Genomic DNA, 26443 nt, shown 5'->3' with positions numbered 1-26443 from the left:
GTTTGATTTTAATGTAAGTCTATCGCATCGCTTTTATTGATCACCAACTCCAGCTTAATGGTCTCTATATTTTGTTCTGTTTTTTTTAAGATCGTAAACAAGTAGCCATAGCATTCTTCGCTATCTCCAACCTCAGGTATTTTACCAAAAGCATGAGATACCAATCCACCTACAGTATCAAAATCTTCATCCTCTGGAAGGTCGTGTGGGAGGTGCTCATTTACATCATAAACTGTAGCGTAAGCATTAATGATAAATTCGGTATCAGATATCTTTTCTACTGTAGGCTTCTCCTCATCATACTCATCCTGTATTTCGCCAACAATTTCTTCTACAATATCTTCAAGGGTAACCATACCGGCAGTCCCACCAAACTCATCAATTACAATAGCAATTTGAATGCGTTTTTGCTGAAGTTCACTCAACAGATCATTGATCTTTTTAGTCTCAGGAACAAAATAAGGCTTTCTAATGATGTCACTTAACGTCCAGTCCTTATTTTGAGCCAACAACGGAAGGATGTCCTTAGCATGCACAATACCGATAATCTTATCAATAATATCATCGTATACAGGCAGGCGCGAATATCCTTCCGAAATAATCATTTCAACGACTTCCATTTTAGGGGTAGAAAGCTCTACACCAGAAATCTTAGTACGTGGAACCATAATATTTTTTACTACACGCTCATTAAAATCAAAAACGTTTTTAATCAGCTCATGCTCATTCGTGTCTAATGCGCCACTTTGCTTTCCCTGATCCAGCAAATAGTAAAGCTCTTCGGTACTGTGAACAGAATCATGTCCGCCAATAGTAGAGATACCAAATACTTTCAAGACAATATTGGCAAAACCGTTTAGCACCCATATAAAAGGTCTAAACAACCAATAAAATGCCTGAAGTGGCAGGGCGATAAACAATGTGGTAGCCACTGGTCTTTGGATGGCAATAGATTTTGGTGCCAATTCTCCAAAAACAATGTGCATTACCGTAATGAACAAGAAGGCCAATCCGGTTGAAATAGAAGTTATCAATACCTCAGAAAGTTGGAAATTGATCAGCAAGTCATGCACAAGACTGTGCATAACAGACTCACCCACCCAACCTAAACCAAGAGAGGCCAGGGTAATTCCCAACTGTGTTGCGGCAAGATACCCATCCAAATGCTGGGTAATGTGTTTTGCGATGTTAGCAACACGGCTCCCGGATTTAGCTTTTATCTCAATCTGAGAAGCCCGAACTTTTACAATTGCAAACTCAGCAGCAACAAAAAAGCCGTTTAGGGCGACCAGAAAAAAGGTAAAAAATATTTTGAATAACTCCATTTAAGATTTATTTCTAAACTCTTTGTCGTAAAGCTCCATGCTTTCTTGTATTACTTTGTGTGCGTAACGCACTCCAAGTAAATGTTCAATTGTTACTTGTTTTTCTTCCAAAGCTTTGTAATCCTGGAAAAACTTCACGATTTCTTTCATTGTATGTGGAGGCAATTCCGCAAGGTCATTGATGTAGTTTACTGACATGTCGTTTTTAGCTACCGCAATAATCTTATCATCTTGCTCACCATTGTCTACCATGTGCATTACACCGATAACTTTGGCTTCAATAATGGTCATAGGATAAACATCCACAGAACATAGTACCAGAATATCTAATGGATCATTATCATCGCAATAAGTTTGCGGGATAAAGCCATAATTTGCAGGATACATTACAGAAGAAAAAAGAACACGGTCTAATTTAATTAGATTCGAATCCTTATCAATTTCATATTTCGCTTTTGATCCCTTAGGGATTTCAATAATTGCATTCACTATCTCTGGCACATTGTGGCCTGGAGATACACTGTGCCACGGGTGATGGTCGTCTTTACTCATTTTTATTGTTCAGTATTTGATAATTCATCATTGCCATCCTTAACCACTTTCTTTTTCACAAAGGTGTAAATCAGCGGAATTGAAGTGATGACAATAAAACCTATAATTATATATAATAAATAATCGTTAATCTCTTTTTCAAATCTTTTGCCCAGAAAATAACCAAGCAAAGTTAAGGAAGCTATCCATATTAATGCACCTGCAACATTGTACAAGGCAAATCTTTTAAAATCCAATTTTACTACACCAGCAAAAATCGGTGCAAAAGTTCTAACGATGGGTACAAATCTACCCATAATCAGTGCAAAAGCTCCCTGCTTATTGTAATATTCCTCTGCAGCCTTTAAATAACGGCGTTTAAAGAAGAAAGACTCCTTCCGATGATACAATACCGGGCCCGTCTTTCGACCAAACCAATACCCTACAAAATTGCCTGAAACTGCAGAAACACACAGACCAAAAATCAGGACATAGATATTTACATCCAATTTGCCTGTGGCTACAAACATACCGGCAAGAAACAAAAGATAGTCTCCAGGTAGAAAAAACCCAAAGAACAAGCCTGTCTCGGCAAATATCACGAACATTACAACGTAAAAACCACCTTCTCTAAGTAATTTTTCGGGATCAATGAAGTGCTGTAATGTGGTCCAGAAATCGTGCATATTTCAATTATTCGTAAAACTACAAATAATTATCAATAGAAAAGCCTATATCAAATTTAAAATTACCGCTGGATATACCCCTAAAAATATGGTAATCAAAGCCGAGAAAACAAGCACCAACTGGTATTGAAAAGGTGTTTGTAATTCCGTCTCGCTACCTTCTTTGAAATACATAGCCACAATAACTCTAAAATAATAATAGAAACCTACCAGTGCATTTAAAATAGCAAAAGCAACCAGATATACCTGATACTCCTTCATCACATTTAAAAACATCAGGTATTTCCCGATAAACCCAGCCGTAAGCGGAATACCTGCAAGCGAAAGCATCGCTATAGTCAATATTAGCGCCGTAAATGGATTACGTTTAGCCAAACCATTAAAGCTATCGAAATTGTCGTTTCCAGTCTTCTGCTTCACCAAAATTAAAACCGCAAAAGCAATGATCGTTGCAAAAGTATAAGCAGCAGCATATACCAATACATTGTTAGCCGAATTTGCAGTTAAAGCAATTAGTGAGAATAACAAATAACCCGCATGTGAGATACTCGAATAGGCCAACATTCTTTTAAAGTTCTTTTGGAACAAGGCCGTTACGTTTCCGATTAACAAGGTTAAACATACGATAGCCATCAATGGTGGCATCCAGAAATCATGTAAAGGCGCAAAAGTACCCGCAAACAAACGAAGGAATGCAGCAAAACCCGCAGTCTTAACGATGGTAGACATGAATGTAGTAATCAATGTAGGCGCACCTTCATATACATCAGGCGTCCAAAAGTGGAATGGAGCTGCACCAATCTTAAAGCATAAGCCAACCATTAGCAATATGATCCCCGGATAAAACATCGGAGAAATTGATTTATAGTTGGTCACCAAATACTGATTGATTACTCCAAGATCAAAAGATCCTGTTGCACCGTAAATCAGCGTAATCCCAAATAAAAGAAAACCTGTAGAGAATGCACCCATCAGGAAATACTTTAATGAAGCCTCATTAGAGGCAAAGTTACTTTTACGTATACCCGCAAGGATATATAAACTCACCGACATGATTTCTACGCCGATAAACAACATCGACATATTTGTATAAGAAACCATGATCACGATACCTGTAAGGGCAAAAAGAATCAAGGTAAAGTACTCCGCAATATTTTCGCTGTCTGCAGCAAAGTAGTTTTGAGTAAGTAAAAATATAAGTAAAGTACCAAATACCGTTATTCCGGTAAATGCTAATGCAAAATTATCCATTTGCATCATGCCATAGTAGCTGTGATCGGCATTCCAGCCTGTAGCCACAAAAGCCAACGAGGTAAGTAAACCAAGTAAGGTAATGGGTAATAACGCTTTTTTAGCTTTAAACAAACCTGCGTAAAGCACCACTAAAGCTGTAACAGTTATTGTTATAATGATATTCATTTCCTTAGTTTACCGATGTTAATTTTTGTGTTACCTGTTCTATTAAATGTTGTACCGATGCCTCAGAAAGCTGCAGAATTGGTTTTGGATAAACACCCAATACAATAACCAATGCGCAGATAACGTACAATACAATCTGCTCTGATCCTTTTATATCTGTAAAACCAATGGTCAGTTCATTGGTTTTGCCCAGCATAATGTTTTGATACATTCTGAACATATAAACCGCACCAAAAATGATGGTTAAACCTGCAAATATTGCAGCCCATAAGCTATATTGATAAATACCAATCAGTAAAAGGAATTCCCCTATAAATCCATTCGTTCCCGGTAAAGCTACCGTTCCCAGAAGAATAATCAGAAATGCAATAGCCAACTTAGGTGCTTGTTTAGCAATACCACCCAATTCAGCAATTTTGTAAGTCCCCATACGGCCGGCAATAATATCCAGCACGAAGAACAAACCTACCACGTTTATACCATGACTCAACATCTGGATCATTGCACCCTGCATACCTTGCACATTTAAAGCGAAGATACCAGCAGCGATTAAACCAACGTGACCAATCGAAGAGTAAGCAACCAATCTTTTGGCATCCTTTTGTGTAAATGCAATCAAAGAAGCATAAACCACACCGATGATAGATAAAATGATCGCTACATGTCCCCATTGCTGAACGCCAGCTGGCACGATAGGCAATAGCCATCTGATCACACCATAAATACCCATTTTAAGCATGATACCCGAAAGTAACATGGTTCCTTGAGTCGGAGCTTCGGTATAGGTGTCAGGCTGCCAGGTATGGAAAGGAAATATTGGCATCTTAATCGCAAAAGCAATAAAGAAAGCCCAGAATATCCATGCCTGTTGAGTTGAATCTAAACTAAGGCTATAAAATGCCTGTATGTCGAAATTATTTGAAGGGTTCTGTAAATAAAGGTAAATGATACCCAACAACATAAACAATGAACCTGCAATGGTGTAAACAAAGAACTTCATGTTTACTTTAATGCGGTTTTTACCACCCCATATCGCACAGATAAAGTAAATCGGAATCAAAGCTGCTTCCCATCCAATATAGAATAGGAAAGCGTCCATAGCGGTAAACACCACCAATAAACCACTTTGCATAAACAATATCAAAGCGAAAAAAGCATTCGCATTTTTATACTGATGTTGGTAAGCCGAAAGAATGATGAGCGGAACCAATGCGTTAGTCAACAGTATCGTGATCATGCTGATCCCATCAACACCGGCATGGAAACTAATTCCAAGATCTTTTATCCATGGACAGTTTACCACAAACTGTGTGCTTGCATCCGGGATAAAATTACATACCATAACCAAGGCCAGGGCTAAAGAAACAATTGCATTAACCAATGCAACATGTTTTGCTCCATTTCCCGTAAACGCCGTAACCAAGGCGCCAAGCAATGGTATAAATATAAGAAGTACTAAAAGTTGTTCCATTATCTTTTCTTGAACGATCTTTTATAGTGATAAATAAGTATACAATAACATTGAGATGATTCCTATCACCATCATAAAAATATAAAAGCCAACATTTCCCGTTTGCAATAAACGTAAGCCCTTGCTAGCCTCAGAAGTTGTCCAGCCCAAGCCATTTACAATTCCGTCTACAATTTTATTGTCAACGATTTTATAAAAGAAGCCTGAAATCGCATCTAAAGGTTTCGTGAATAAAACATTATATATTTCATCAAAATAAAACTTGTTGTAAGATAGGTTGGCCAATCCGGTGCGCTTGCCTTCGTCTGGTATAGGAATATGGTTTTGTTTAACATATTTACCATAAGCAACAGCGATAGAAATTAACACCCCAACCACAGAAACAGCCATTAACATATACTCTGTAGCATGATCCGGAGATTCACCTACATGTTTAATTACTGGAGACAGCCAATGCGATAACCAATGACTTCCACCTAATGCTTCTGGAATGCCAATCACACCACCTATGGCAGATAAAACAGCCAGAACGATCAAAGGAACGGTCATAGATTTTGGTGACTCATGAATTTTCTCTTCAGCATGGTGTGTACCGCGGTATTTTCCATAAAAAGTAAGGAACAACATTCTAAACATATAAAATGCCGTTAAGAAAGCTGTAAATACTGCAACTCCCCACATTACTTTATCATGTAAATAAACATGTGCTAAAATCTCATCCTTAGAGAAGAACCCTGAAAAGGGTGGTAAACCTGCAATAGCAATGGTACCAATTAACATGGTGATAAAAGTAACTGGTAATTTCTTACGCAAGCCCCCCATATGACGCATATCCTGCTCATGGTGTAAAGCATGAATCACAGAACCTGCACATAAGAACAATAGAGCTTTAAAGAAAGCATGGGTAATTACGTGGAAGAAAGCCCCATTGTAAGCACCAACACCTAAACCAAGGAACATATAACCCAATTGAGATACGGTTGAATAGGCCAGTACCTTTTTAATATCATTTTGTGTCAAGGCGATGATCGCTGCAACAACAGCCGTAGCCAAACCAACAATAGCAATTACATGCTGTATCATTGGTGCCAGGTCAAATAACAGGTTCGATCTTGCAATCATATAAATACCTGCTGTAACCATGGTAGCTGCGTGGATTAGCGCCGAAACCGGAGTTGGACCCGCCATCGCATCTGGCAACCAGGTAAATAATGGCAACTGCGCAGATTTACCGCAGGCACCTATAAATAAGAATAAAGCGATTAAAGCAATGGTACCATTACCGGGCAACATATTTTGTGCTTGAGGGAAGATCTTACCAAACTCTACACTACCAAAAGTTGTGAAGATTAAAAACACACCCAACAAGAAACCTAAATCACCAATACGGTTCATCACAAAGGCCTTTTTCGCTGCCGATGCATACGCGCTATTTGTATACCAGAAGCCAATTAGTAAGTAAGAACATAATCCTACACCTTCCCAACCGATAAACATCACAATATAGTTTGATCCTAAAACCAATAGCAACATAAAGAAGATAAACAGGTTCAGGTAGCTAAAAAACTTACCAAAACCCTCATCGCTATGCATATAGCCAATAGCGTAAATGTGGATCAGAAAGCCTACTCCTGTAATGATTAAGAGCATTAATGAACTTAATGGATCAACTAAAAAAGACAAAGGAATGTGTAAACTTCCAGCGCTGATCCAATCAAAAAGAAATATCTCATGAGATTTATTCGCATCAGCACCCAGCTCAAAAAATATTCCCAAACTGATGGCGAACGAAATGAATATTACACTGCTTCCTATAAACCCGATCAGGTTTTTGGACAATGAATTTCTGCCAAGGCCATTTATTATAAAGCCCAACAGAGGAATCAACGGAACCAGCCAAACTAAATTTATCATCTTATAATTTCTTCTTAATAATTACCACTTAAGGCGATTCAACACATTAACATCTGTAGACTGGGTATTTCTGTAAATCATTACAATAATACTCAAGCCAATTGCCACCTCTGCGGCAGCCAGTACCATAATAAAAAACACGAATACTTGACCTGAAGCATCATTGTTATGTACCGAGAATGCGGTTAACAACAAATTCACGGCATTCAGCATCAGCTCTACAGACATGAAGATCACGATTGCATTTCTGCGTGTTAGCACACCAATAACACCAATGGTGAAGATGATTGCACTTAGCCAAATGTAATGGTTAAGCGGAACTCCTTGTAATTCCTGAGTAATGTTCCCCATTATACTTTTTCTTTTTTAGTTAATAATATAGCACCTACCATTGCCGAAAGCAATAAGATAGAACACAGTTCAAATGGCAACATAAAAGGGCCAAACAACTCTTTACCCAGGTTCTTTACCAAACCCAGATTAGGGTTTCTCAATACCACAGGATCAGAAATCGCTGTCGCTTTTAAAGCACCAGCGAATGTAACCAGTAAACAACATCCTGCAATTACCCCCACTACCTTAATCAAGGTCGATTTTAGTGGTTCATTGTCCTTATTCAGGTTCAGTAGCATCAATACGAAGAGGAATAAAACCATGATCGCACCCATGTACACAATAAAATTTACCACGGCCAAAAACTGTGCATTCAGCAAAATGTAATGAACCGTAAACGTAAAAAACGTAACAATCAGGTAAAGCACACTATGCACTGGGTTCTTTGCAAAAATAACCATCAGTGAAAAGATGATACTTAGTGTGGCAACAAAATAGAATATTGATGTAGTCATTTATTATTTATTTAATGGTTGTTCTACCAACTTATCTTTACCGTAAATAAAGTCTTTACGCAAATAATCAGCAGGTACAATTGGTCCATCCAGGTAAATTGCTTCTTTCGGACAAGCCTCTTCACACAAACCACAAAAAATGCAGCGTAGCATGTTGATCTCATATACCGAAGCATATTTTTCCTCACGGTAAAGGTCTTTCTCCTCAGGTTTACGCTCAGCGGCAATCATCGTAATTGCTTCTGCCGGGCATGATAAAGCGCATAAACCACAAGCTGTGCAACGCTCTTTACCTTCTTCATCTCTTTTTAAAGAGTGCATCCCCCTAAAATTGGTAGAGAACTCCCGCTCCACCTCAGGATATCTGATCGTCGCTTCTTTCTTAAAGAAGTGACTAATGGTAATAGCCATCCCCTTAGCGATAGCAGGCAAATACATGCGCTCTGCAAAGGTTAAGGGCTTTTGTTCTAATACTTTCTTCTTACTGGTTAATGGTTCCATTAAACCTCCTTATTATTCCACTTACGTGGATGTTAAAATCCTTCAATTACCGCAATCACCACACTGGTAACTACTATATTCGCTATAGCCAAAGGGATCAATACCTTCCAGCCCAAATGCATCAACTGATCGTAGCGGAAACGTGGAATAGTCCAACGAACCCACATAAAGAAAAATATAAATGCAAATATTTTAATAAAGAATACGCCTACTCCGATTAGCGGACCAATTACAGCTCCAGTATTGGCCAATACCCAATCCATACCAGGGTAGTTATAACCACCGAAATATAAAGTAGCCATTACTGCTGCAGAAACAAACATATTGATGTATTCAGCAAACAAATAGAAACCAAGTTTCATAGAGGAATACTCTGTGTGGTATCCACCAATTAGCTCCGTTTCACACTCAGGTAAATCGAAAGGCGCTCTATTCGTCTCTGCAAAAGCACAAACCATAAAAAGTATAAAGCCAACTGGCTGATACAATACATTCCAGTGCCAGCCATGCTGTCCTTCTACAATCTCTTTCAAGCTCATAGAACCCGTTACCAGCAATAAAGCAATGATCGATAAGCCCATCGCAATCTCATAACTGATATTCTGAGAAGCAGCTCTAATCGCACTTAACAACGAATATTTGTTATTGGATGCCCAACCACCAATCATCACACCATATACACCTAATGACACAACGCCAAAAATGTATAAGATACCAACGTTGATGTCCGTTACCTGTAAAGGGATAACCCGGTCGCCAATAGTGATTGCACTACCCCAAGGAATAACTGCAGTACCAATACAAGCGGTTAACATGGCCAAACCAGGACCAATCATAAACAACCATTTACTGGCATTTGTAGGAATAATCTCTTCCTTCATGAACATTTTTAGTCCATCAGCCAAAGGCTGCAATATGCCAAAAGGGCCTGCTCTATCCGGTCCTAAACGGTCCTGTAAAAAAGCAGCCACTTTTCTTTCTGCATAAGTAGAATACATGGCAATCACTAAACTGATACCAAATATGATAGCTACAAGTACAAATTTTTCAATTACAAAAGCTATATCCATTAGAATTTTATAGTTTTTTCTAGTTCAATGCGGTTCGCTTCCTGCAATTTCGGATTCGGCTGAATAACCGGCAATGGTTTTAAAGTTTCGTAGTGATTAGAAGAAATCACTGAAGTATCACTAATTTGTGTAGGATGTTCAATTACCCAATCCGCAGTTTTTTTCTTGTCAAAACGGCAAGTATTGCAAATAAACTCCTCTACTTCCCCGTAAATATCTTTACGTGCAGTAACCCTGATCACATCTTCACCTTTATACCACAACGTTACTTTACCGCTACAAGTAGGGCAATCTCTGTGTGCATCGATAGGTTTAGTAAACCAAACTCTGTTTTTAAATCGGAAAGTTTTATCAGTTAAAGCACCAACCGGGCAAACATCAATTACGTTTCCTGAAAAATCATTGTCAACCGCAGTCTGAATATAAGTTGAAATCTCCGAGTGATCACCTCTATTTAAGATACCATGTACCCTTTTATTTGTAATCTGATCCGCAGTAAACACACAACGGTAGCATAAAATGCAACGGTTCATGTGCAACTGGATCTTATCGCCAATATCTATACGCTCAAACGTTCTACGCTCAAACTCATATCTTGTTTTCTGCAAACCATGCTCGTAGCCAAGATTCTGAAGATCACATTCACCAGCCTGGTCACAAACCGGACAATCCAATGGATGGTTGATCAACAACATCTCTACTACACCACTGCGGGCTTCAATTACTTCTGGAGAAGTAATGTTCATCACCTCCATACCATCCATTACAGCAGTACGGCATGATGCTACCAGTTTAGGCATTGGACGCGGGTCTTTTTCAGAACCTTTGCTTACCTTAACAATACAAGTACGGCACTTCCCACCGCTGCCTTCTAATTTAGAATAATAGCACATTGCAGGTGGCACAATATCTCCGCCTATCTGCCTTGCAGCATTTAGGATAGAGGTACCGGGGGCCACTTCTACTGTTATTCCGTCTATGGTTACTTTAACTGTATCACTCATTGTTGCAGCTATTCTTTTCTCTGTTGTTAATTTTCTACCGTAACAGCTTTGGCAATCGGCTCAGCATAATTAGCCAAACCATAATTTGTAGATAAGCTTTTAACCGGCTCATTTACATGCCATTCAAATTCGTCTCTGAAATGTCTGATCGCACTTGCTACAGGCCATGCAGCCGCGTCACCAAGTGGACAAATCGTATTTCCTTCTATTTTTTTAGACACATCAACCAATAAGTCAATGTCGCTCATTTTGCCATGTCCATACTCCAACCTGTGCAGCACTTTTTCCATCCAGCCCGTTCCTTCTCTACAAGGCGAACACTGTCCACAACTTTCATGGTGATAGAAACGAGAGAAGTTCCAGGTGTTTCTAACGATACACTGATCCTCATCAAAAGCGATAAAACCACCCGATCCCATCATCGAACCAGTAGCAAAACCACCTTCAGACAATGACTCATAGCTCATCAACCTTGGTTCGCCATTGGCCAGCTTTAAAGTCAAATTTGCAGGTAATATAGGCACCGATGATCCGCCGACAACGGTAGCTTTCAGACGTTTGCCATTAGCAATACCACCACACCATTCATCAGAATAGATGAATTCCTCAACAGGTAGGCCCAATTCAATTTCATAAACTCCCGGTCTCACTAAATTACCCGAAGCAGAAATCAATTTCGTTCCAGTACTGCGACCAATACCAACCTTTGCATACTCATCACCCCCATCATTAATGATCGGAACAACAGCAGCAATAGATTCCACATTGTTCACTACCGTCGGACAACCATACAATCCCGCAATAGCAGGGAAAGGTGGTTTAATCCTTGGGTTTCCGCGTTTACCTTCCAGTGATTCCAGCAAAGCTGTTTCCTCACCACAGATATAGGCACCACCACCTGGCTGAACGTATAGTTCCAGATCGTAACCTGAACCTAAAATATTTTTACCTAAAAATCCAGCATTTTTGGCTTCGGCAATTGCTCTCTCCAGAATACGGATCTGCGGCATCATCTCACCACGTACATAGATGTAAGAAGTCTTAGCACCCAATGCGAAACTGGAAACAATCATTCCTTCAATCAATGCATGGGGGATGTGTGTCATCAAATACCGGTCTTTAAAAGTACCCGGCTCCGACTCATCTGCATTGCAAACCAGGTAACGGGCAACGCCCTCTGGTTTAGCCAAAAAGCTCCATTTCATTCCCGTAGGGAATCCTGCACCACCGCGACCGCGTAATCCGGACTTCTTAACCTCTTCTACTACTTCATCAGGAGTAAGGGTCTTTAAAGCCTTCTCAACGGCACGATACCCGCCTTTTTGGCGATAAACATCAAGTGTATTGATGCCCGGTACGTTTATATGTTCTAATAATAGTTTACGTCCCATTATTTTTTGCGTAAATCTTCTATCAATTCGTCTACCTTTTGCTCGTTCAGGTTTTCGTAAAATGTATATTCAGGGCCAATTTGTAAAACCGGGCCGTAACCGCAAGCAGCTAAACATTCAACACCTCTCCAGCTAAATAAACCATCTTCGGTCACCTGGTTTTCTTTCACTCCAAGCTTCGCTTCAATATGGCCCATCAGCTTCTCAGCACCAACAAGACAGCAAGGTCCTGTTCTGCAAACCTCCAGTACATATTTACCTTGCGGCTTTAAAAAATACATGCTGTAAAACGAGGCTACCTCATAAACTTCAATATCCTGAATGTCCAAATAAGCGGCAACTTTATCCATTGCAGCTGGGCTTAACCAGCCTAGCTCAGCCTGCACTTCATGCAGAATAGGCAGTAAGGCCGACTTTTGCTTGCCTTCAGGATATCTTTTAACGAGCTCATCAAACTTTTCTATTAAAGCTGACGAAAACTCTACAGGTTGTTGTTCTTCTACTTTAAGCATCTAATTCTCCTGCAATAATATTCATGCTACTCATGTTAATAATGGCATCTGACAACAGCATACCTTTACTCATGGACGCATACATTTGATAATTTATAAAACTAGGTCTTCTGAAATGCAAACGGTAAGGTGTTCTTCCACCATCATTGATCAGGTAAAAACCAAGCTCACCGTTACCACCTTCAACAGCATGGTAAACCTCAGCTTTAGGGGCATCAATCTCTCCCATCACAATTTTAAAGTGATAAATCAATGCTTCCATATTGTTATATACCTCTTCCTTGGCCGGTAAATAGAATTCAGGAACATCTGCATGGAATATTCCCGCAGGTTCTTTCTTCAATTTCTCCATTGCCTGCTCAATCAGACGTACACTTTGCCACATTTCTTCGTTACGAACCCTATAGCGATCATAAATATCACCGCTAGTACCAACAGGAACTTCAAAATCAAAATCCTGATAAGATGAATAAGGCTCACTCATTCGCACATCATAATCTACACCTGTAGCGCGCAATAATGGACCAGTCCAGCTAAAATCTAAGGCCTGTTCCGGAGTCACACAAGCTACCCCCGCAGTACGATCAATAAAGATCCTGTTACGGTTTAGTAAACTTTCAAACTCCTTCAATGCTACGGGAAACTCTTTCAAAAACTTATTGATCTTTGCAAAAGCGATGTCATTGAAATCTCTTTCAAAACCGCCGATACGGCCAACGTTTGTTGTTAAACGCGCACCGCAAATCTCTTCGTAAATCTCGTAAATATGTTCCCTGAACTGGAAAAGGTAAAGGAAAGTTGTAGTTGCTCCCGTATCCTGAGCAATAATGGTATTGCAAATGATATGGTCAGAAATACGTGCCAATTCCATGATGATTACCCTAAGGTAATCCACGCGCTTAGGCATTTGAATATTCAGCAATTTCTCTACTGTCATATGCCATCCCATGTTATTGATGGGCGACGAACAATAGTTTAATCGATCTGTTAAAGGCGTGATCTGATAAAACGGCCTGTGTTCAGCAATTTTTTCAAATGCACGGTGAATATACCCAATGGTAGAAACACCACTCACAATGCGTTCACCGTCCATTTGTAACACGTTCTGGAACACACCATGGGTTGCCGGGTGTGTTGGGCCCAAATTAAGGGTTACCAATTCACTCTGCGGATCATTATCTGTATATACTGGTTGATTGTGACTCATATGCTTATCTACCAAAGTATTCATCTTTTTTATCCACTCTATTTGGATCTTCCAAAGGATATTGCTTCAACATCGGGAAAACGCCAAGATCATCCATGTTTAAGATTCTTCTTAAGTCAGGATGTCCCTCAAATTTCACACCGAAAAAGTCGTAAGTCTCGCGTTCCATCCAGTTTGCACCATTCCAAACCGAAGTTGCGGTAGGGATAGTAGGATGCTGCTCATCAATATATACTTTGATCCTTACTCTGATCCCTTTAACCATACTATGCAAGTGATAAACCACTGCAATACCATGCTTTTTTTCAGGATAATGAACCGCTGTAATATCTGTAAGAAAATTAAAGTCAGTTGCCGTGTTTTCTTTCAAAAACTTAAGCACTTCAATAATTACATCTTTAGTCGTTTCAAAAGTAAGCAAGCCATAAGGCTCATTCACGTCTGTAATCTTATTACCAAACTTCTCGTCTAGCAATGCAATTACTTCTTGATTAGTCACCTTTGCCATTATAGTATTCCGTATGAAGCCAACATTTCTTTGTACTGATCAGAATCCCTTCTCCTCGAAGATTCATTTCTCACCAATTCTTGAATTTTGCCAAAGCCATCTAAAATAGCTTCAGGTCTTGGTGGACAGCCCGGAACATATACGTCAACAGGAATAATTTCGTCAATACCCTGTAAAACAGAGTAAGTATCGAATATACCTCCACTTGATGCGCAAGCACCTACAGCAATCACCCAACGAGGTTCAGCCATTTGCAAATAAACTTGTTTTAAAACCGGGCTCATCTTTTTAGCGATGGTACCCATCACCATTAGCAAATCTGCCTGACGCGGAGAAAAGCTTAAACGTTCTGACCCAAAACGGCCAAGATCGTAATGAGAACCCATGGTTGCCATAAACTCGATACCACAACAAGATGTAGCAAAGGGTAGCGGCCATAACGAATGGGAGCGAGCCAAACCAATAACTTTATCTAAAGAGGTGGCAAAAAAACCAGATCCTTCAATGCCTGGCGGCGCGTCTACTATATTGATGTCACTCATGATACAAAACGAAAAAGGTTCATTCCTTTAAAGAATGAACCACAAATTTACAATTTTTTGAAGCAATTGGTCTACGCTATATGCATTTAGAACCGATCTAAATAGATTAATTCCAGTCCAGCGCTTTCTTTTTTATCACATATATAAAACCCAGTAATAGGGTCCCCATAAATATAAACATTTCTACCATGCCGGTCATGCCCAGCTCCCTGAAATTAACTGCCCAGGGATACATGAAAATTACCTCAATATCAAAAAGGACAAAGAGGATAGCTACTAAAAAGTATTTAATAGAGAATGGCTGACGCGCATTACCAATGGTCTTAATCCCTGCTTCAAAGGTTTCCAATTTATCTTTGGTCTTCCTTCTTGGCCCTAAAAAGTGTGTTGCAATTAAAGTAACAACAACAAATCCTAAAGCAACGATTACTTGAATTATAATTGGTAAAAAATCTACAGGTACACTTTGCGTTTCCATTTGAAAATAATTTGGGACAAAAATAAAACAAAAAGGCAGGATAACAACCCTGCCTTTCTATTTATTATTTAATTTATTACTTTTTCTTCATCGGAGCCTTAGGAGCCGGTGATGTCAAATCCTTTAAGCGGTTTTGAGCACCTACGTTTGCAGGGTCAATAGCCAAAGCCTTATTCAGGTATTCTTTTGCTTTTTCTTTATCAGTCTGAGCGTAAAAAGAACCTACATAAACATAAGCCTCTACAAGGTCCTTAGCTGAAGCAGTAGCCAATTCAGGCTTAGTCACAGTAACCAGTTGAATCAACTGCTCATAATAAGGAACAGCCAACCATTTAGGGTTATTAGGGTCATCAGAATATTTAGCAACACGCGCTCTGAAAGTATAAGCTAAAGCAAAATCATTTTTCACCTTAATGATGTGCGCAAAAGCAGAATCCGCCTCAACCATGATTTTCTTATCAGGGTGTTTACCATCTCTGTCTTTAATTGCATAGTCATAGTATCTAGCTGTACCTAAGTAATAATAATTGGTTAAAGCATTTTTTCCTTCAGGATTAGCCTTCACAGAAGCTGCGTACGCATCACCTGCTTGACTATATTTTTTACCTTTAAATAAAGCCAACGCTACTTCGTCCAAAGCCTCAGTAGTAGTCGAATCCTTAGCCACTGCTTTAAGGATCGTAGGTAAAGCCAAACTATCATTACCATTCTGCAATAAAGCTTTACCCAAGTATAAATAATCACCTGCTACTATACGTGAAGTATCTTTATTCTTAGCAAAGAAATCATTCATATACTCTAAACTTTTCGGATAGTTCTTATTCTCAAATGCCGAATAACCACGTAATCTTAAAACTACAAGCGCTTTTGGATCATTAGGGTTAGTTGTTGCAAGTGCAGATGTTACTTCCTCTAAAGTTTTAAAATCCTTTGCATAGAACAAGAACTGCGCATAACGCAATTTCGACTCAAAAGAGTTATCAGTTAAATCAATATATTTCTTGTAATTTTCTACAGCCTGAGCAGATCTTGCTGGAAACTCATTAGCCAGTTGAAGTGCCCACTGCATATACAGCTCCGCAATTTCACGGTAAGCAGGACCATAGTTAGGATCTTTAGCAATCACCTCTTTTAACGCTTCTTCCGACTCCGCAAATGCCCTTGATTCTTTGTACATACGGCCAATCTGAACTTTACCTCTTAAAAGAGCTTCGTTGATGTTACCTGCACGCATATAATTTTGCAAAGCCTCAGAATTTTTCTTTTGCAAAGCATAATAATCACCTAATGCTAAAAACGTTTCTGCGTCTTTATCATTTACATCCAGCTCTTCAGCTTTTTGAAGGTATGGCAATGCAGCCTCAAAATCAGGCTTAGCTCCTGAGATATACGCTTTTCCAATATACAATTGAGGGATATAATCTTTTTTAGAAGAAACTTCTACCGCTTTAGCAAAGTTTGTTTTTGCTGAAGTTGGATTATTTGAAGCTAAATCCGCTTCACCAAGACCAATATAATTTAATGAATTTTTAGCATCAGCAGCCACACCCTGAGTAAATACTGCACGTGCAGAATCAGGATATTCCATAAGTAAATATACCTCTCCTAAAGTATAGTAGTTTTCGCCTTTACTGGCTTGATTCTTTACAAGTGTTTTAAGCATTGAAGCCGCTTTCTGATACTGTTCAGCATCTATGGCCTTCTTTGCGTCACTTAAGCTCTGAGCAAAAGAGGCAGAACCCATCACTACCAAACCTAAACTTAAGGTTATTGCTTTCTTTGTCATTTTCATGGTTCGTTTATTGTTTTTTAGTTCTTTTGAAACTTGCCCACGCAGGCTTCATCTTTCAAATATAAAATTTAGTTTGTATTCTTAAAATTAAAATCGCGAGAAGCCATCTTATGTGGACCTAATCCGGATTTAAGTACAATCAGTTGTCCCCTCGGACTTACTAACCAATTTGCAAAACCTGTACCTAAACCATCCCTGCCTTCCGCATTGATAATATATATATTTCTTAAGAAAGGATAAATTCCATTAATTAAATTCGTCTGGATTGGTTGATAAAATTTATCATCCCCTTTTTTACCCTTCACATTCTTCACGCCCATCATCTTCACTTTATCCAGATAACCGGCCATATCTTTGTTATTATCGATCAGCCAGTTCACTCCTACAACTCCTATAGACCCTTTATTTTCTGCAATATACTTAATCACATCGTTATTGGTCTTTAAAGTATAAATTCCTTTTGGCGGCAATGTTGTAATGCCTGCCAGTGTTTTAAAATAACGTAAAGTACTCGAATAAGCATTATCGAATACCAACTGTTTACCATTTATTGATGTCCCTTTTAATATACTAACGACCTCATCCACTGTAATATTGCTATCCAGGTTATCCTTATTGGTAATTAAAGCAATGCCATCAATTGCAAACCTCGAACTTTTTGGGACAATACTTCTATTTCTATACATCTTATCCTCTTCAGGTGTAAGCATTCTCGATGAAATAAGCACCCGCACACTGTCATTTAAAAAAGTAGGCAGGATGCGCTGCTCGTTGCCCTCGATGATGGTAAACTTAGTATCCGGGTAATCTGTTTTAAATACTTCTATCTGATCGGCTAACACTCCCGAGAAAGACTCGTCTACCAGCATACTCACAGTACCAGATGTACGCGTCTCTTCCACACCGCTTGCAGGCTTTGGCTTCTGTTTACAAGCCACAAAAACCATCAGTAAAAGGACAAAACTAAGATTCTTCATACTAAACAATAAATTATTAATCCTCTTCAGGTTTCTGGTTAATTAAACGTATAAATCTGATCACTGCATAGGCGATCAACAAGCAGCCTAACAAGATTCTGTACATCGGCTGAATCTGATTCAACAGCGTTGTTCCAAAGATCAACATCCCGCCAAGTACCAGGTAAAAGAGGAACATGACCAGCCCTAAAATGAACAGAAATCGCTGTTGAGGCGATTTCTGTCTAAATGTTTCGAAATTAAACATTCTAATTTGATAAGGTAAAGCTAATTGGAATATTGTACTTCACACGTACTGGTTTACCGTTTTGAATACCCGGTGTCCAGTTCGGACTCGCTTTAAGTACCCTGATGGCTTCCTCATCGGTACCGCCACCTAGTTTTCTTTCCACTTTAATGTCAGTAAGCTTTCCATTTTTCTCTACTACGAAAGATAAGAACACTTTACCTTGAATATTATTCTCTTGAGCCATTGCAGGATATCTAACTGCTTTTTTCAAGTAAGCGTAGAATTTCTCCAAACCACCTGGGAATCCTGGCTGAGTTTCGATACTCACAAAGTCATAAACCTTGGTATCTTCCACTACTGCTGCCTGTTTAGGGCCATCTCCAACCGGACCAGCGATAACGATATCAGCTGTTGGGTCACCTTCAATGGTTTTCTGACCTGGGTCAGCCTTTTTCAAATCTTCAATCTGAACAGGTTCTTTATCAATTACCTCATTATCCGGTTTTACAATCGGAGGAGGGAATTTAATCTGATCCTGTTTTGGTGGCGGTGGCTCAACCGGTGGTGGCGGAGGTGTCTCCGGGTTTACCGGTGGAGGTGGCGCAACCACAACCTCAACCTGTTTCACTACCTCTTCTTCAGGTAGCTTACCTTTGATCAAGCTAATGATCTTAGGCGCCACAAACATCAGTATAAATACCGATGATGCGATGACAAGAGCCTTTGTAGTATTTGCAGCACTTTGCTTACGCAGCTCGTAAGCTCCGTATTTCTTATTCTTATTTGCAAATACAACGTCTAGCCACTCTGTCTTTAATAAATCTATCTTAGAACCAAACATAGCTTCCTATTTTTAATATTGTTAATTATTTTATTATAAAATTCCAGCCTGTTTCATGAACTCCTTTTCACTATCAAGAATGTTCTCGTCATCAATCGCTGGTGCTGTAGTGATCTTAGTGATCGACAACTCATCCATAATATCAACAAAGTTCTTATAAGTCGCTCCAGAAGTCGGTTTAATAATCATAATGATCTGCCTTCCGCCAGTAGCATCTGCTACCTTCTTTTTATTATCTAATATTGACTTTCTGATATCAGCAAAAGCTTCAACATTAGGTTTTGATTTACCTGCTTCCCCCATATACCAGGCTACTTTATTGTTTTTACCCAATAAGATAGTCATCGTTTCCGAAGCACGTAATTCATTCCTTTCAACTGAGTTATCGTCTTTATCAGGCTTTGCAATATCCATTGCAATTGGTTTCGACAGGGAGGTGGTTAACATAAAGAAAGTGATTAGCAAGAAGGCCAAATCCACCATCGCAGTTAAATCTACTTTGGTACTTTGTTTCTTACTCCTTACTTTTTTGCCTTTTTTGCCCCCCCCGCCGGAGGTATCTAATTCTGCCATAATATAATATTATTTAGCATCGCCTTCGGCGGATGTAATTAAACTGAATTTGTTAATTTTTTGCTTCTGAAGAATGTCAACGATTTTTTTAACCGAAGGATATTCTTCTTCTGCATCTCCTTTTATACTCACACGCATTTGTGTAGAGTGTAATTCGGCAACAGACGTACGGGACTGCAGGATCCATTCGGCCAACTGATTGTCAGTTGAATCGGCAGGAATACCGCCAGCGTTCTTTTGAAACTCTGTTCTTTTCTCTCCATCCATAGCGATGAATCCTTTTAAACTCTGGATCGGAACTCCAAACGCTCCAATTACACCAAAACGCTCACGCTCTTGTGGAGTAAATTGAATGTTGTATTTTTCGCCCATCTTATCCAGCGTAGACATTTTAACGTCTTTACCTACGATTTCGTAGAACACTTGTCCTTTACCTATTGACAATATCCCCATATCCAAATCAGGAACCTTAAGTTTATAGGTTGATGAAGGAATAGTAACATCCAAAGGATCAGGTTGGCGCGCTGTTGCTGTTAATATAAAGAAAGTAAGCAATAGGAAAGATACGTCGCACATGGCGGTCATATCTATCGCAGTACTCTTTCTTTGAACCTTTGCTCTTGGCATAATTTTTTAAAATTACTTATGTTTTAAACTAATGATGTTAATTCTCCCGGTTTTCCATAAAGCCGGTAAAAAAAAATTCATTATTTTTTATTTATGCGTACTAGCGTAAGTTTGGATGATGCTGAAACCTGCTTCATCAATTGCATAAGTTAATTTATCAATTTTAGAAGTAAGGATGTTGTACATGATAATTGCAAGTGTAGAAGTACCAATACCTGTAGCCGTGTTAATCAAAGCCTCAGAGATACCAGTTGCTAACGCAGCTTGATCTGGAGCACCAGAGTTAGCCAAACCACCGAAGGCCTTGATCATACCTGTTACTGTTCCTAATAGACCCATCAAAGTACCTACCGATACTAAAGTAGCAATTACAGTTAAGTTTTGCTCTAACATTGGCATTTCCAAAGTAGTAGCTTCTTCGATATCCTTCTGGATAGCTAAGCATTTTTGGTCAGTGTCCATATTTGGCTCAACTTCCATTTCACGGTATTTTTTCAATCCCGATTTGATAACGTTTGCAACAGAACCTTGTTGTTTGTCACACTCAGCCATAGCAGACTCAATGTTGTTTGCATTCAAAAGTGATTGCACTTTTTTAACAAAACCGTCTAAGCTTCCTTTACCTGTTGCTTTACCAATAACAATAAAACGCTCAACAGAGAATACGATTACCATTAAGAACATACCCATTAAGATTGGTACGATAAAACCACCTTTATAAGCCATACCTGCGTAGTTACCTACTTTAGGCAAATTTTCAACGTTATCGTCGATAAAGTTTTTTGGATCACCCAAGATAAATTTAAAAATACATATACCGATGATGATACAAATTGGAATCGTTAATGTAGCGAATAGATTTGAAGCTGTCGAGCTTTCTTTTTTTACTGTTGTAGGTTTTGGTGCGTTTGCCATTTTTTTTTAGTTTTTTAGTTTTTAGTACTTTGTTTTTTAAAATTAGATAAATATTCCGTAATACACACAACGACCATTATAAAGTATTGTTGTAACAACAAATTTATAATTTTCATTTTAATTCCAAATTAAATTATCGTTAGCCTATTCCCCCGAATATTTCCCTTCACGTAGTTAGTATAATTAAAAAAGATTGTCCCGGTGGAGAGACAATCTTTCGCAATTAAAACTAAAAAAAAATTGAAATGCAAATTTTTCGAGAAAAAAATGCTTTTAATGCGCGTTTTCGACAACTTTAGGCACGGATGCAAGCATTTCTTCACTCGCATAGGCTTCAAACTGCTTAAAGTTATTTATAAATGCCAAAGCCAATTCGCTTGCTTTTACATCATATTCCTTCGGATCCGCCCAGGTATTTCTTGGGTTCAATATTTCTGCAGGGACATTCGGACAACCTACAGGAATACACAATCCGAATACAGGGTCTGCTTCAAAAGCGATATTTTCAAATTCCCCCTTCAATGCCGCAGCAATCATGGCCCTTGTATAGGCTAATTTCATCCGTTTTCCTACGCCATAAGCTCCGCCACTCCATCCTGTATTGATCAACCAAACATTCACCTTGTGCTTTTGCATCTTCTCGCCTAGCAAACTTGCATAGCGTGTTGGGTGCAATGGCATAAATGCTTTACCAAAACAAGCAGAGAAGGTCAACTGAGGCTCTGTAACCCCGGCTTCTGTCCCTGCAACCTTAGCAGTATAGCCAGATATAAAATGAAACATTGCCTGTCCCGGAGTTAATTTTGATATCGGAGGTAAAACGCCAAACGCATCAGCCGTTAAAAAGAAAATATTTTTAGGCATTCCGGCTATTGATGGTAAAATCGCATTATCAATATAATTAATAGGATAAGCTACCCTCGTATTTTCTGTTTTATCTATATTACAAAAATCTACGGTACGTGTATGAGGGAAATAATTGATATTCTCCAGCAATGCACCAAACTTAATGGCGTTATATATCTGGGGTTCTTTCTCGGCAGTTAGATCTACGCATTTAGCATAACATCCGCCTTCAAAATTGAATACAGAATCGTCACTCCAGCCATGCTCATCATCACCGATCAGTCCCCTTTCAGGATCAGCCGAAAGCGTGGTTTTTCCCGTCCCTGAAAGGCCAAAAAAGATTGCTGTATCGCCATCCTTGCCCACATTTGCAGAGCAATGCATCGATAAAGTCTTTCTTTGTTCCGGTAAAATGAAGTTAAGCACAGAGAATATTCCTTTTTTGATCTCCCCAGTATAACCTGATCCACCTACCAAAATCATCTTTTTAGTAAAGTTCAGGATAGAAAAATTTGGTTGCCTGGTGCCATCTACAGCGGGATCGGCTAAAAAAGTAGGCGCAGCTATAATCGTCCACTCTGGTTGGCCAACCACCTCTTCTTCCTCCCCAAATCTCAAAAACAGGTTATTGGCGAAAAGATTTTGATAAGCCGTTTCCGTAACCACTCTGATGGTTGTTTTATACGTTTCATCTGCACAGGCATAAGCATCCCGTACATAGAAATCCTTCTGGTTAAGGTGTGCAGTAATCTTATTAAAAAGAGAATCGAAATGGTGTGCATCAATCTTGATGTTAATGTCCCCCCACCAAACGGTATCCTGAGTAATGTCATCGCAAACAATAAATCTGTCTTTCGGAGAACGACCGGTAAATTTACCTGTGTCAATTGCCAATGCACCGCTATCGGCAAGCGTACCTTCTCCATTCTTCAAGGCCTCTTCAACCAGTTGTGCCACATTAAGCTGAAATAGAGCATTATCTGAATCTAGGTTCAAATAGTTCAAGTCAGGCTTAAGCATAAACGCTTTGCTCATAAATAAGTAAGTTAGTCCGACAAAGTTATGCAGATAAAAAGGTAATAAGCATAATTTTACCCGAAAAAATTTACTTATTGTCGCAGATACACCAACTTCAATTAACTGAATATCAACAATTTAAAACGTTTTCAGAAAACATTATCAGCCCCCTGATTTTTTGACTTTAAAGCCTTCTTTTTGAAGTAACAACAAGACTTTATCTCTAAAGTCGCCCTGGATTAGAATTTCGCCATCTTTACTTGCCCCGCCTACCCCACATTTGGTTTTCAGCATTTTGCTCAGCTTCTCCAACTCTTCATCACTCCCAACAAAACCAGTAACCAATGTTACAGCTTTTCCGCCACGGTTCTTTTTGTCCAACATTACACGCAAATTCTGCTGATTGTTAGCCAGAGCTTCAGCAGGTTCTGCATTTTCATCCTCGTAAGTAAAAGATGGATCTGTTGAATACATGATTCCACCTAAGTCGTTTAGTGTTTTCTTTTTAGGCTTCATAATCAGGCGTAATGATATTTAAAGACAGAGGGTTAACAGTAACAGCGATTTCTTTCCCCATAAAATAAGGCTCTCCATCAATATGTATGGCATCTTCCTTTATTCGGCTGATGTGTATTTTTTTTCCTTTAATAATTTCTACCATGTTCGAGTTGTCCGTTTTTAACCGCAACATTTGATAAGCCAAAACAGGGATTTTATACAATGGAAACTCCTTTACAATACAAACATCCAGCAAGCCATCTGTAACCGATGCTTTTGGAGAGATGTGTGCATTGTTGCCATACTGCGAAGAATTGGCTACACTGATCACAAATGCCTTGCGCGAGTATTCTTTTCCATCAACAGTAATCTGGTATGTTTGCGGCTTGTAGCTAAACATTTCTTGCAAACCCAATTTTACATACCCACTTAGTCCCCGACTCTTATTACCTGCAAACACAGAGCTGATGTGGGCATCAAATCCCATACCGGCCATGTTAAAAAAGCACTTCTCGTTAAATGTAGCCGTATCAATAACCGATACTTTACATTTATTAATCACGTTTATCGCTTTTACCGTATTCATCGGTATTTTTAAGAATCTTGCTAAACCATTTCCTGATCCAAAAGGCAAGACACCAAGAATTTTGTTCTGCTGCATCACTTTGGCTGCAACTTCATTTATTGTGCCATCACCGCCAACGGCAACAATCACATCGAAGTTCTTGTTTGCAGCTTCCTCTGCTATTTCAGCAGCATGGCCAACATATTCAGTAAATGCAAAGTTCGGATTGAACTTCGCCCGATCCAGATGAGCGTCTATCAGTGCAGGAATCTTTAACTTATTCTTCCCCCCCGATATTGGGTTTATGATAAATAAAATATTTAATTTTGACAAGGTCTTCGCGCTTTATTAGAATACAAAATAATAGATATTTTTTGACTATTTGAATATATAGTGTAATTTTGCAGCATTAAAGTGGACTGATTTGCGATGCTATGTAAAAATAGCGGGATTGCAACCACGTAAAAAAAAGTGCTAACCTGTCATACACTTCATTTTACTGCCTGTTTTTGCAGGATCAACTTCCATTTTACGTAATTGTTTACTTATTTAAATTAATTATTTAAAATGTCGTATTTATTTACATCAGAATCTGTTTCCGAAGGACATCCTGATAAAATCGCTGATCAAATTTCTGATGCGTTAATTGATAACTTCCTGGCTTTTGATCCAGATTCAAAAGTAGCTTGCGAAACACTAGTGACTACCGGCCAGGTGATTCTAGCCGGAGAAGTAAAATCTACTACCTACCTGGATGTACAACAAATCGCCCGCGATGTAATCCGTAAAATCGGTTACACCAAAAGTGAGTATATGTTTGAGGCGAACTCTTGCGGTATCCTTTCGGCTATCCATGAGCAATCTCAAGACATCAACCAAGGAGTTGATAGAAGCAGCAAAGAAGAGCAAGGTGCTGGTGATCAGGGAATGATGTTTGGTTATGCAACCAGCGAAACTGAAAACTATATGCCTTTGGCCTTAGACTTGTCGCATACTTTGCTACAAGAACTAGCTATCTTAAGACGCGAAAACAAGGAAATCACTTATTTACGCCCAGATGCGAAATCCCAGGTAACTCTTGAATATTCAGACGATAACAAGCCGGTACGGATTGCTGCGATTGTAATTTCTACACAGCATGATGATTTTGCTGAGGAAGCTACAATGCTAGCCAAAATCAAAAAAGACTTAGTTGACATCCTGATTCCAAGAATCATTGCTAAATACCCTCAATACGCACACTTCTTTAACGATAAAATTGAATATCATATCAACCCGACCGGTAAGTTCGTAATCGGTGGTCCACATGGTGATACTGGTTTAACAGGCCGTAAAATCATTGTAGATACTTATGGTGGTAAAGGTGCACATGGTGGTGGAGCTTTCTCTGGAAAAGATCCAAGTAAGGTTGATAGAAGTGCAGCTTATGCTACACGTCACATTGCTAAAAACCTTGCTGCAGCAGGTGTTGCTGATGAAATCCTGGTACAGGTAAGTTATGCTATCGGTGTAGCTCAACCTATGGGAATTTACATCAACACTTACGGAACAAGCAAAGTCAACAAAACTGATGGCGAGATTGCTAAAATCGTAGAGGGTATATTTGATATGCGTCCTTACTTTATTGAGCAACGCTTGAAATTAAGAAATCCTATTTATAGCGAAACAGCTGCTTATGGTCACATGGGCCGTACTCCAGAAACTGTGACCAAAACTTTCAAAACACCAAATGGTGAAGAGAAAACAGTTACTGTTGAGCTGTTTACCTGGGAAAAGCTTGATTTTGTAGATAAAGTGAAAGCTGCTTTTTCTTTGTAAACCTAGTTCCATAATACTAAAAAGGGGGATGTAACGCTTGTGAGGGCACTGAAAAAGTCCTTTTAAATATTTGGAGTCCAAAAAGAGCAGAAGAACTATGGTTATCTGCTCTTTTTTTGTACCTTAAAAGTAGGTTTTAAAAGGTGCCCAATGTTAGCTCATCAACAAAAGATTCAATTCAGTGCCTACTCAGGATTGTATGATTTGATCATTCCCAAAGACAATTTACTTCGAAAGATCAACGATCTAATAGACTTCAGTTTCATTTATGATGAACTGCTCGAGAAGTACTGCCACACCAATGGACGTACTGCGGAGAGTCCGATCCGTATGTTTAA

The 26443-nt window shown here is 39.0% G+C and carries 28 protein-coding genes and 1 pseudogene; 2 read left to right on the top strand and 27 right to left on the bottom strand.

All coding sequences use genetic code 11. The annotated features are described in order from the left end of the window. Window positions 1-8: 8 nt before the first annotated feature. From FBD94_RS21905 to FBD94_RS21775, 27 genes are all read right to left on the bottom strand, one after another. Complete coding sequence (locus tag FBD94_RS21905) at window positions 9-1325, bottom strand: hemolysin family protein (RefSeq protein ID WP_131609448.1); 1317 nt, start codon at window positions 1323-1325, stop codon at window positions 9-11. Next, entirely contained in the window at window positions 1326-1877 is a 552-nt protein-coding gene (locus FBD94_RS21900; RefSeq protein ID WP_131609450.1) for an inorganic diphosphatase, read from the bottom strand. A gap of 2 nt (window positions 1878-1879) precedes the next feature. Further along, complete coding sequence (locus FBD94_RS21895; protein ID WP_136881786.1) at window positions 1880-2542, bottom strand: DedA family protein; 663 nt, start codon at window positions 2540-2542, stop codon at window positions 1880-1882. A 45-nt stretch (window positions 2543-2587) separates the two neighbouring features. Beyond that, window positions 2588-3961, bottom strand: coding sequence for an NADH-quinone oxidoreductase subunit N (locus FBD94_RS21890; protein ID WP_131609454.1), 1374 nt, complete (start codon window positions 3959-3961; stop codon window positions 2588-2590). A 4-nt stretch (window positions 3962-3965) separates the two neighbouring features. Beyond that, a complete protein-coding gene (locus FBD94_RS21885) occupies window positions 3966-5432 on the bottom strand; it encodes a complex I subunit 4 family protein (protein ID WP_136881785.1) in 1467 nt (488 codons plus the stop codon). Window positions 5433-5453: 21 nt separating this feature from the next. After that, window positions 5454-7346 carry an NADH-quinone oxidoreductase subunit L gene (gene nuoL / locus FBD94_RS21880; RefSeq protein ID WP_136881784.1) on the bottom strand — a complete coding sequence of 631 codons (1893 nt, stop codon included), beginning with the start codon at window positions 7344-7346 and terminating at the stop codon, window positions 5454-5456. Between the two features lie 21 nt (window positions 7347-7367). Then, window positions 7368-7697: an NADH-quinone oxidoreductase subunit NuoK gene (nuoK, locus tag FBD94_RS21875; protein ID WP_131609460.1), complete on the bottom strand. Its 330-nt coding sequence runs from the start codon at window positions 7695-7697 to the stop codon at window positions 7368-7370. After that, the gene (locus FBD94_RS21870) at window positions 7697-8194 is read right to left on the bottom strand and encodes an NADH-quinone oxidoreductase subunit J family protein (RefSeq protein WP_136881783.1); all 498 of its coding nucleotides are present in this window, start codon (window positions 8192-8194) and stop codon (window positions 7697-7699) included. Before FBD94_RS21870 ends, nuoK begins: the two co-directional genes overlap by 1 nt. A 3-nt stretch (window positions 8195-8197) precedes the next feature. Continuing rightward, entirely contained in the window at window positions 8198-8695 is a 498-nt protein-coding gene (locus FBD94_RS21865) for a NuoI/complex I 23 kDa subunit family protein (RefSeq protein WP_131609464.1), read from the bottom strand. A 32-nt stretch (window positions 8696-8727) separates the two neighbouring features. Then, entirely contained in the window at window positions 8728-9765 is a 1038-nt protein-coding gene (gene nuoH / locus FBD94_RS21860) for an NADH-quinone oxidoreductase subunit NuoH (protein ID WP_131609466.1), read from the bottom strand. Then, window positions 9765-10769 carry a 2Fe-2S iron-sulfur cluster-binding protein gene (locus FBD94_RS21855; protein WP_131609467.1) on the bottom strand — a complete coding sequence of 335 codons (1005 nt, stop codon included), beginning with the start codon at window positions 10767-10769 and terminating at the stop codon, window positions 9765-9767. The genes nuoH and FBD94_RS21855 overlap by 1 nt, the downstream gene beginning before the upstream one ends. Window positions 10770-10795: 26 nt before the next feature. Then, complete coding sequence (gene nuoF, locus FBD94_RS21850; RefSeq protein ID WP_136881782.1) at window positions 10796-12160, bottom strand: NADH-quinone oxidoreductase subunit NuoF; 1365 nt, start codon at window positions 12158-12160, stop codon at window positions 10796-10798. Then, window positions 12160-12672 carry an NADH-quinone oxidoreductase subunit NuoE family protein gene (locus tag FBD94_RS21845; RefSeq protein WP_131609471.1) on the bottom strand — a complete coding sequence of 171 codons (513 nt, stop codon included), beginning with the start codon at window positions 12670-12672 and terminating at the stop codon, window positions 12160-12162. Before FBD94_RS21845 ends, nuoF begins: the two co-directional genes overlap by 1 nt. Continuing rightward, a complete protein-coding gene (locus tag FBD94_RS21840; RefSeq protein ID WP_136881875.1) occupies window positions 12665-13879 on the bottom strand; it encodes an NADH-quinone oxidoreductase subunit D in 1215 nt (404 codons plus the stop codon). The genes FBD94_RS21845 and FBD94_RS21840 overlap by 8 nt, the downstream gene beginning before the upstream one ends. 4 nt (window positions 13880-13883) lie before the next feature. Then, window positions 13884-14387, bottom strand: a complete 504-nt coding sequence (locus FBD94_RS21835; RefSeq protein ID WP_136881781.1) for an NADH-quinone oxidoreductase subunit C — start codon at window positions 14385-14387, stop codon at window positions 13884-13886. Then, window positions 14387-14929: an NADH-quinone oxidoreductase subunit B gene (locus FBD94_RS21830; protein WP_131609475.1), complete on the bottom strand. Its 543-nt coding sequence runs from the start codon at window positions 14927-14929 to the stop codon at window positions 14387-14389. The genes FBD94_RS21835 and FBD94_RS21830 overlap by 1 nt, the downstream gene beginning before the upstream one ends. Before the next feature lie 106 nt (window positions 14930-15035). Next, window positions 15036-15407, bottom strand: coding sequence for an NADH-quinone oxidoreductase subunit A (locus tag FBD94_RS21825; protein ID WP_131609477.1), 372 nt, complete (start codon window positions 15405-15407; stop codon window positions 15036-15038). A gap of 76 nt (window positions 15408-15483) precedes the next feature. Further along, on the bottom strand, window positions 15484-17193 hold the full coding sequence (locus FBD94_RS21820; RefSeq protein ID WP_235884592.1) for a tetratricopeptide repeat protein: 1710 nt from the start codon (window positions 17191-17193) through the stop codon (window positions 15484-15486). Between the two features lie 74 nt (window positions 17194-17267). Next, window positions 17268-18176 (bottom strand): substrate-binding domain-containing protein, encoded by a 909-nt coding sequence (locus FBD94_RS21815; protein WP_131609480.1) that lies wholly within the window; start codon window positions 18174-18176, stop codon window positions 17268-17270. A gap of 16 nt (window positions 18177-18192) precedes the next feature. Further along, the gene (locus tag FBD94_RS21810) at window positions 18193-18423 is read right to left on the bottom strand and encodes a hypothetical protein (RefSeq protein WP_131609482.1); all 231 of its coding nucleotides are present in this window, start codon (window positions 18421-18423) and stop codon (window positions 18193-18195) included. Window position 18424: 1 nt separating this feature from the next. Beyond that, window positions 18425-19246: an energy transducer TonB gene (locus tag FBD94_RS21805; RefSeq protein WP_131609484.1), complete on the bottom strand. Its 822-nt coding sequence runs from the start codon at window positions 19244-19246 to the stop codon at window positions 18425-18427. A gap of 33 nt (window positions 19247-19279) precedes the next feature. Then, window positions 19280-19819 (bottom strand): ExbD/TolR family protein, encoded by a 540-nt coding sequence (locus FBD94_RS21800; RefSeq protein WP_131609486.1) that lies wholly within the window; start codon window positions 19817-19819, stop codon window positions 19280-19282. Window positions 19820-19828: 9 nt separating this feature from the next. Next, on the bottom strand, window positions 19829-20446 hold the full coding sequence (locus tag FBD94_RS21795; RefSeq protein WP_131609488.1) for an ExbD/TolR family protein: 618 nt from the start codon (window positions 20444-20446) through the stop codon (window positions 19829-19831). 87 nt (window positions 20447-20533) lie between these two features. Next, window positions 20534-21361 carry a MotA/TolQ/ExbB proton channel family protein gene (locus FBD94_RS21790; RefSeq protein WP_131609489.1) on the bottom strand — a complete coding sequence of 276 codons (828 nt, stop codon included), beginning with the start codon at window positions 21359-21361 and terminating at the stop codon, window positions 20534-20536. Window positions 21362-21634: 273 nt separating this feature from the next. After that, window positions 21635-23242, bottom strand: coding sequence for a phosphoenolpyruvate carboxykinase (ATP) (gene pckA / locus FBD94_RS21785; protein WP_136881779.1), 1608 nt, complete (start codon window positions 23240-23242; stop codon window positions 21635-21637). A 144-nt stretch (window positions 23243-23386) separates the two neighbouring features. Continuing rightward, the gene (locus FBD94_RS21780) at window positions 23387-23740 is read right to left on the bottom strand and encodes a translation initiation factor (protein ID WP_136881778.1); all 354 of its coding nucleotides are present in this window, start codon (window positions 23738-23740) and stop codon (window positions 23387-23389) included. Then, on the bottom strand, window positions 23730-24620 hold the full coding sequence (locus FBD94_RS21775) for a diacylglycerol/lipid kinase family protein (RefSeq protein ID WP_136881777.1): 891 nt from the start codon (window positions 24618-24620) through the stop codon (window positions 23730-23732). The genes FBD94_RS21780 and FBD94_RS21775 overlap by 11 nt, the downstream gene beginning before the upstream one ends. A gap of 234 nt (window positions 24621-24854) precedes the next feature. Between FBD94_RS21775 and metK the strand changes: the two genes are divergently transcribed. Both metK and FBD94_RS21765 read left to right on the top strand, forming a co-directional pair. Beyond that, on the top strand, window positions 24855-26105 hold the full coding sequence (metK, locus tag FBD94_RS21770) for a methionine adenosyltransferase (protein ID WP_136881776.1): 1251 nt from the start codon (window positions 24855-24857) through the stop codon (window positions 26103-26105). A 150-nt stretch (window positions 26106-26255) separates the two neighbouring features. After that, a pseudogene (locus FBD94_RS21765) lies at window positions 26256-26443 on the top strand (IS5/IS1182 family transposase); the annotation flags it as partial.

This window comes from Pedobacter hiemivivus, assembly GCF_005144565.1.
In the GTDB taxonomy this organism is placed as follows: Bacteria; Bacteroidota; Bacteroidia; order Sphingobacteriales; family Sphingobacteriaceae; genus Pedobacter; species Pedobacter hiemivivus.
Note: the sequence above shows the minus strand (reverse complement) of the source record. Positions and strands in the feature narration are given on the sequence as shown.

Coding starts and splice junctions, on each gene's coding strand:
- FBD94_RS21780 (WP_136881778.1), bottom strand. CDS start 23,740: ATGAAGCCTAAAAAGAAAACACTAAACGACTTAGGTGGAATCATGTAT.
- FBD94_RS21790 (WP_131609489.1), bottom strand. CDS start 21,361: ATGGCAAACGCACCAAAACCTACAACAGTAAAAAAAGAAAGCTCGACA.
- nuoH (WP_131609466.1), bottom strand. CDS start 9,765: ATGGATATAGCTTTTGTAATTGAAAAATTTGTACTTGTAGCTATCATA.
- nuoF (WP_136881782.1), bottom strand. CDS start 12,160: ATGGGACGTAAACTATTATTAGAACATATAAACGTACCGGGCATCAAT.
- FBD94_RS21800 (WP_131609486.1), bottom strand. CDS start 19,819: ATGGCAGAATTAGATACCTCCGGCGGGGGGGGCAAAAAAGGCAAAAAA.
- FBD94_RS21805 (WP_131609484.1), bottom strand. CDS start 19,246: ATGTTTGGTTCTAAGATAGATTTATTAAAGACAGAGTGGCTAGACGTT.
- metK (WP_136881776.1), top strand. CDS start 24,855: ATGTCGTATTTATTTACATCAGAATCTGTTTCCGAAGGACATCCTGAT.
- FBD94_RS21840 (WP_136881875.1), bottom strand. CDS start 13,879: ATGAGTCACAATCAACCAGTATATACAGATAATGATCCGCAGAGTGAA.
- FBD94_RS21795 (WP_131609488.1), bottom strand. CDS start 20,446: ATGCCAAGAGCAAAGGTTCAAAGAAAGAGTACTGCGATAGATATGACC.
- FBD94_RS21830 (WP_131609475.1), bottom strand. CDS start 14,929: ATGAGTGACATCAATATAGTAGACGCGCCGCCAGGCATTGAAGGATCT.
- FBD94_RS21810 (WP_131609482.1), bottom strand. CDS start 18,423: ATGTTTAATTTCGAAACATTTAGACAGAAATCGCCTCAACAGCGATTT.
- FBD94_RS21890 (WP_131609454.1), bottom strand. CDS start 3,961: ATGAATATCATTATAACAATAACTGTTACAGCTTTAGTGGTGCTTTAC.
- FBD94_RS21845 (WP_131609471.1), bottom strand. CDS start 12,672: ATGCTTAAAGTAGAAGAACAACAACCTGTAGAGTTTTCGTCAGCTTTA.
- FBD94_RS21815 (WP_131609480.1), bottom strand. CDS start 18,176: ATGAAGAATCTTAGTTTTGTCCTTTTACTGATGGTTTTTGTGGCTTGT.
- FBD94_RS21855 (WP_131609467.1), bottom strand. CDS start 10,769: ATGAGTGATACAGTTAAAGTAACCATAGACGGAATAACAGTAGAAGTG.
- FBD94_RS21865 (WP_131609464.1), bottom strand. CDS start 8,695: ATGGAACCATTAACCAGTAAGAAGAAAGTATTAGAACAAAAGCCCTTA.
- FBD94_RS21835 (WP_136881781.1), bottom strand. CDS start 14,387: ATGGCAAAGGTGACTAATCAAGAAGTAATTGCATTGCTAGACGAGAAG.
- FBD94_RS21885 (WP_136881785.1), bottom strand. CDS start 5,432: ATGGAACAACTTTTAGTACTTCTTATATTTATACCATTGCTTGGCGCC.
- nuoL (WP_136881784.1), bottom strand. CDS start 7,346: ATGATAAATTTAGTTTGGCTGGTTCCGTTGATTCCTCTGTTGGGCTTT.
- FBD94_RS21825 (WP_131609477.1), bottom strand. CDS start 15,407: ATGGAAACGCAAAGTGTACCTGTAGATTTTTTACCAATTATAATTCAA.
- FBD94_RS21905 (WP_131609448.1), bottom strand. CDS start 1,325: ATGGAGTTATTCAAAATATTTTTTACCTTTTTTCTGGTCGCCCTAAAC.
- FBD94_RS21870 (WP_136881783.1), bottom strand. CDS start 8,194: ATGACTACATCAATATTCTATTTTGTTGCCACACTAAGTATCATCTTT.
- nuoK (WP_131609460.1), bottom strand. CDS start 7,697: ATGGGGAACATTACTCAGGAATTACAAGGAGTTCCGCTTAACCATTAC.
- FBD94_RS21900 (WP_131609450.1), bottom strand. CDS start 1,877: ATGAGTAAAGACGACCATCACCCGTGGCACAGTGTATCTCCAGGCCAC.
- pckA (WP_136881779.1), bottom strand. CDS start 23,242: ATGAGCAAAGCGTTTATGCTTAAGCCTGACTTGAACTATTTGAACCTA.
- FBD94_RS21895 (WP_136881786.1), bottom strand. CDS start 2,542: ATGCACGATTTCTGGACCACATTACAGCACTTCATTGATCCCGAAAAA.
- FBD94_RS21820 (WP_235884592.1), bottom strand. CDS start 17,193: ATGACAAAGAAAGCAATAACCTTAAGTTTAGGTTTGGTAGTGATGGGT.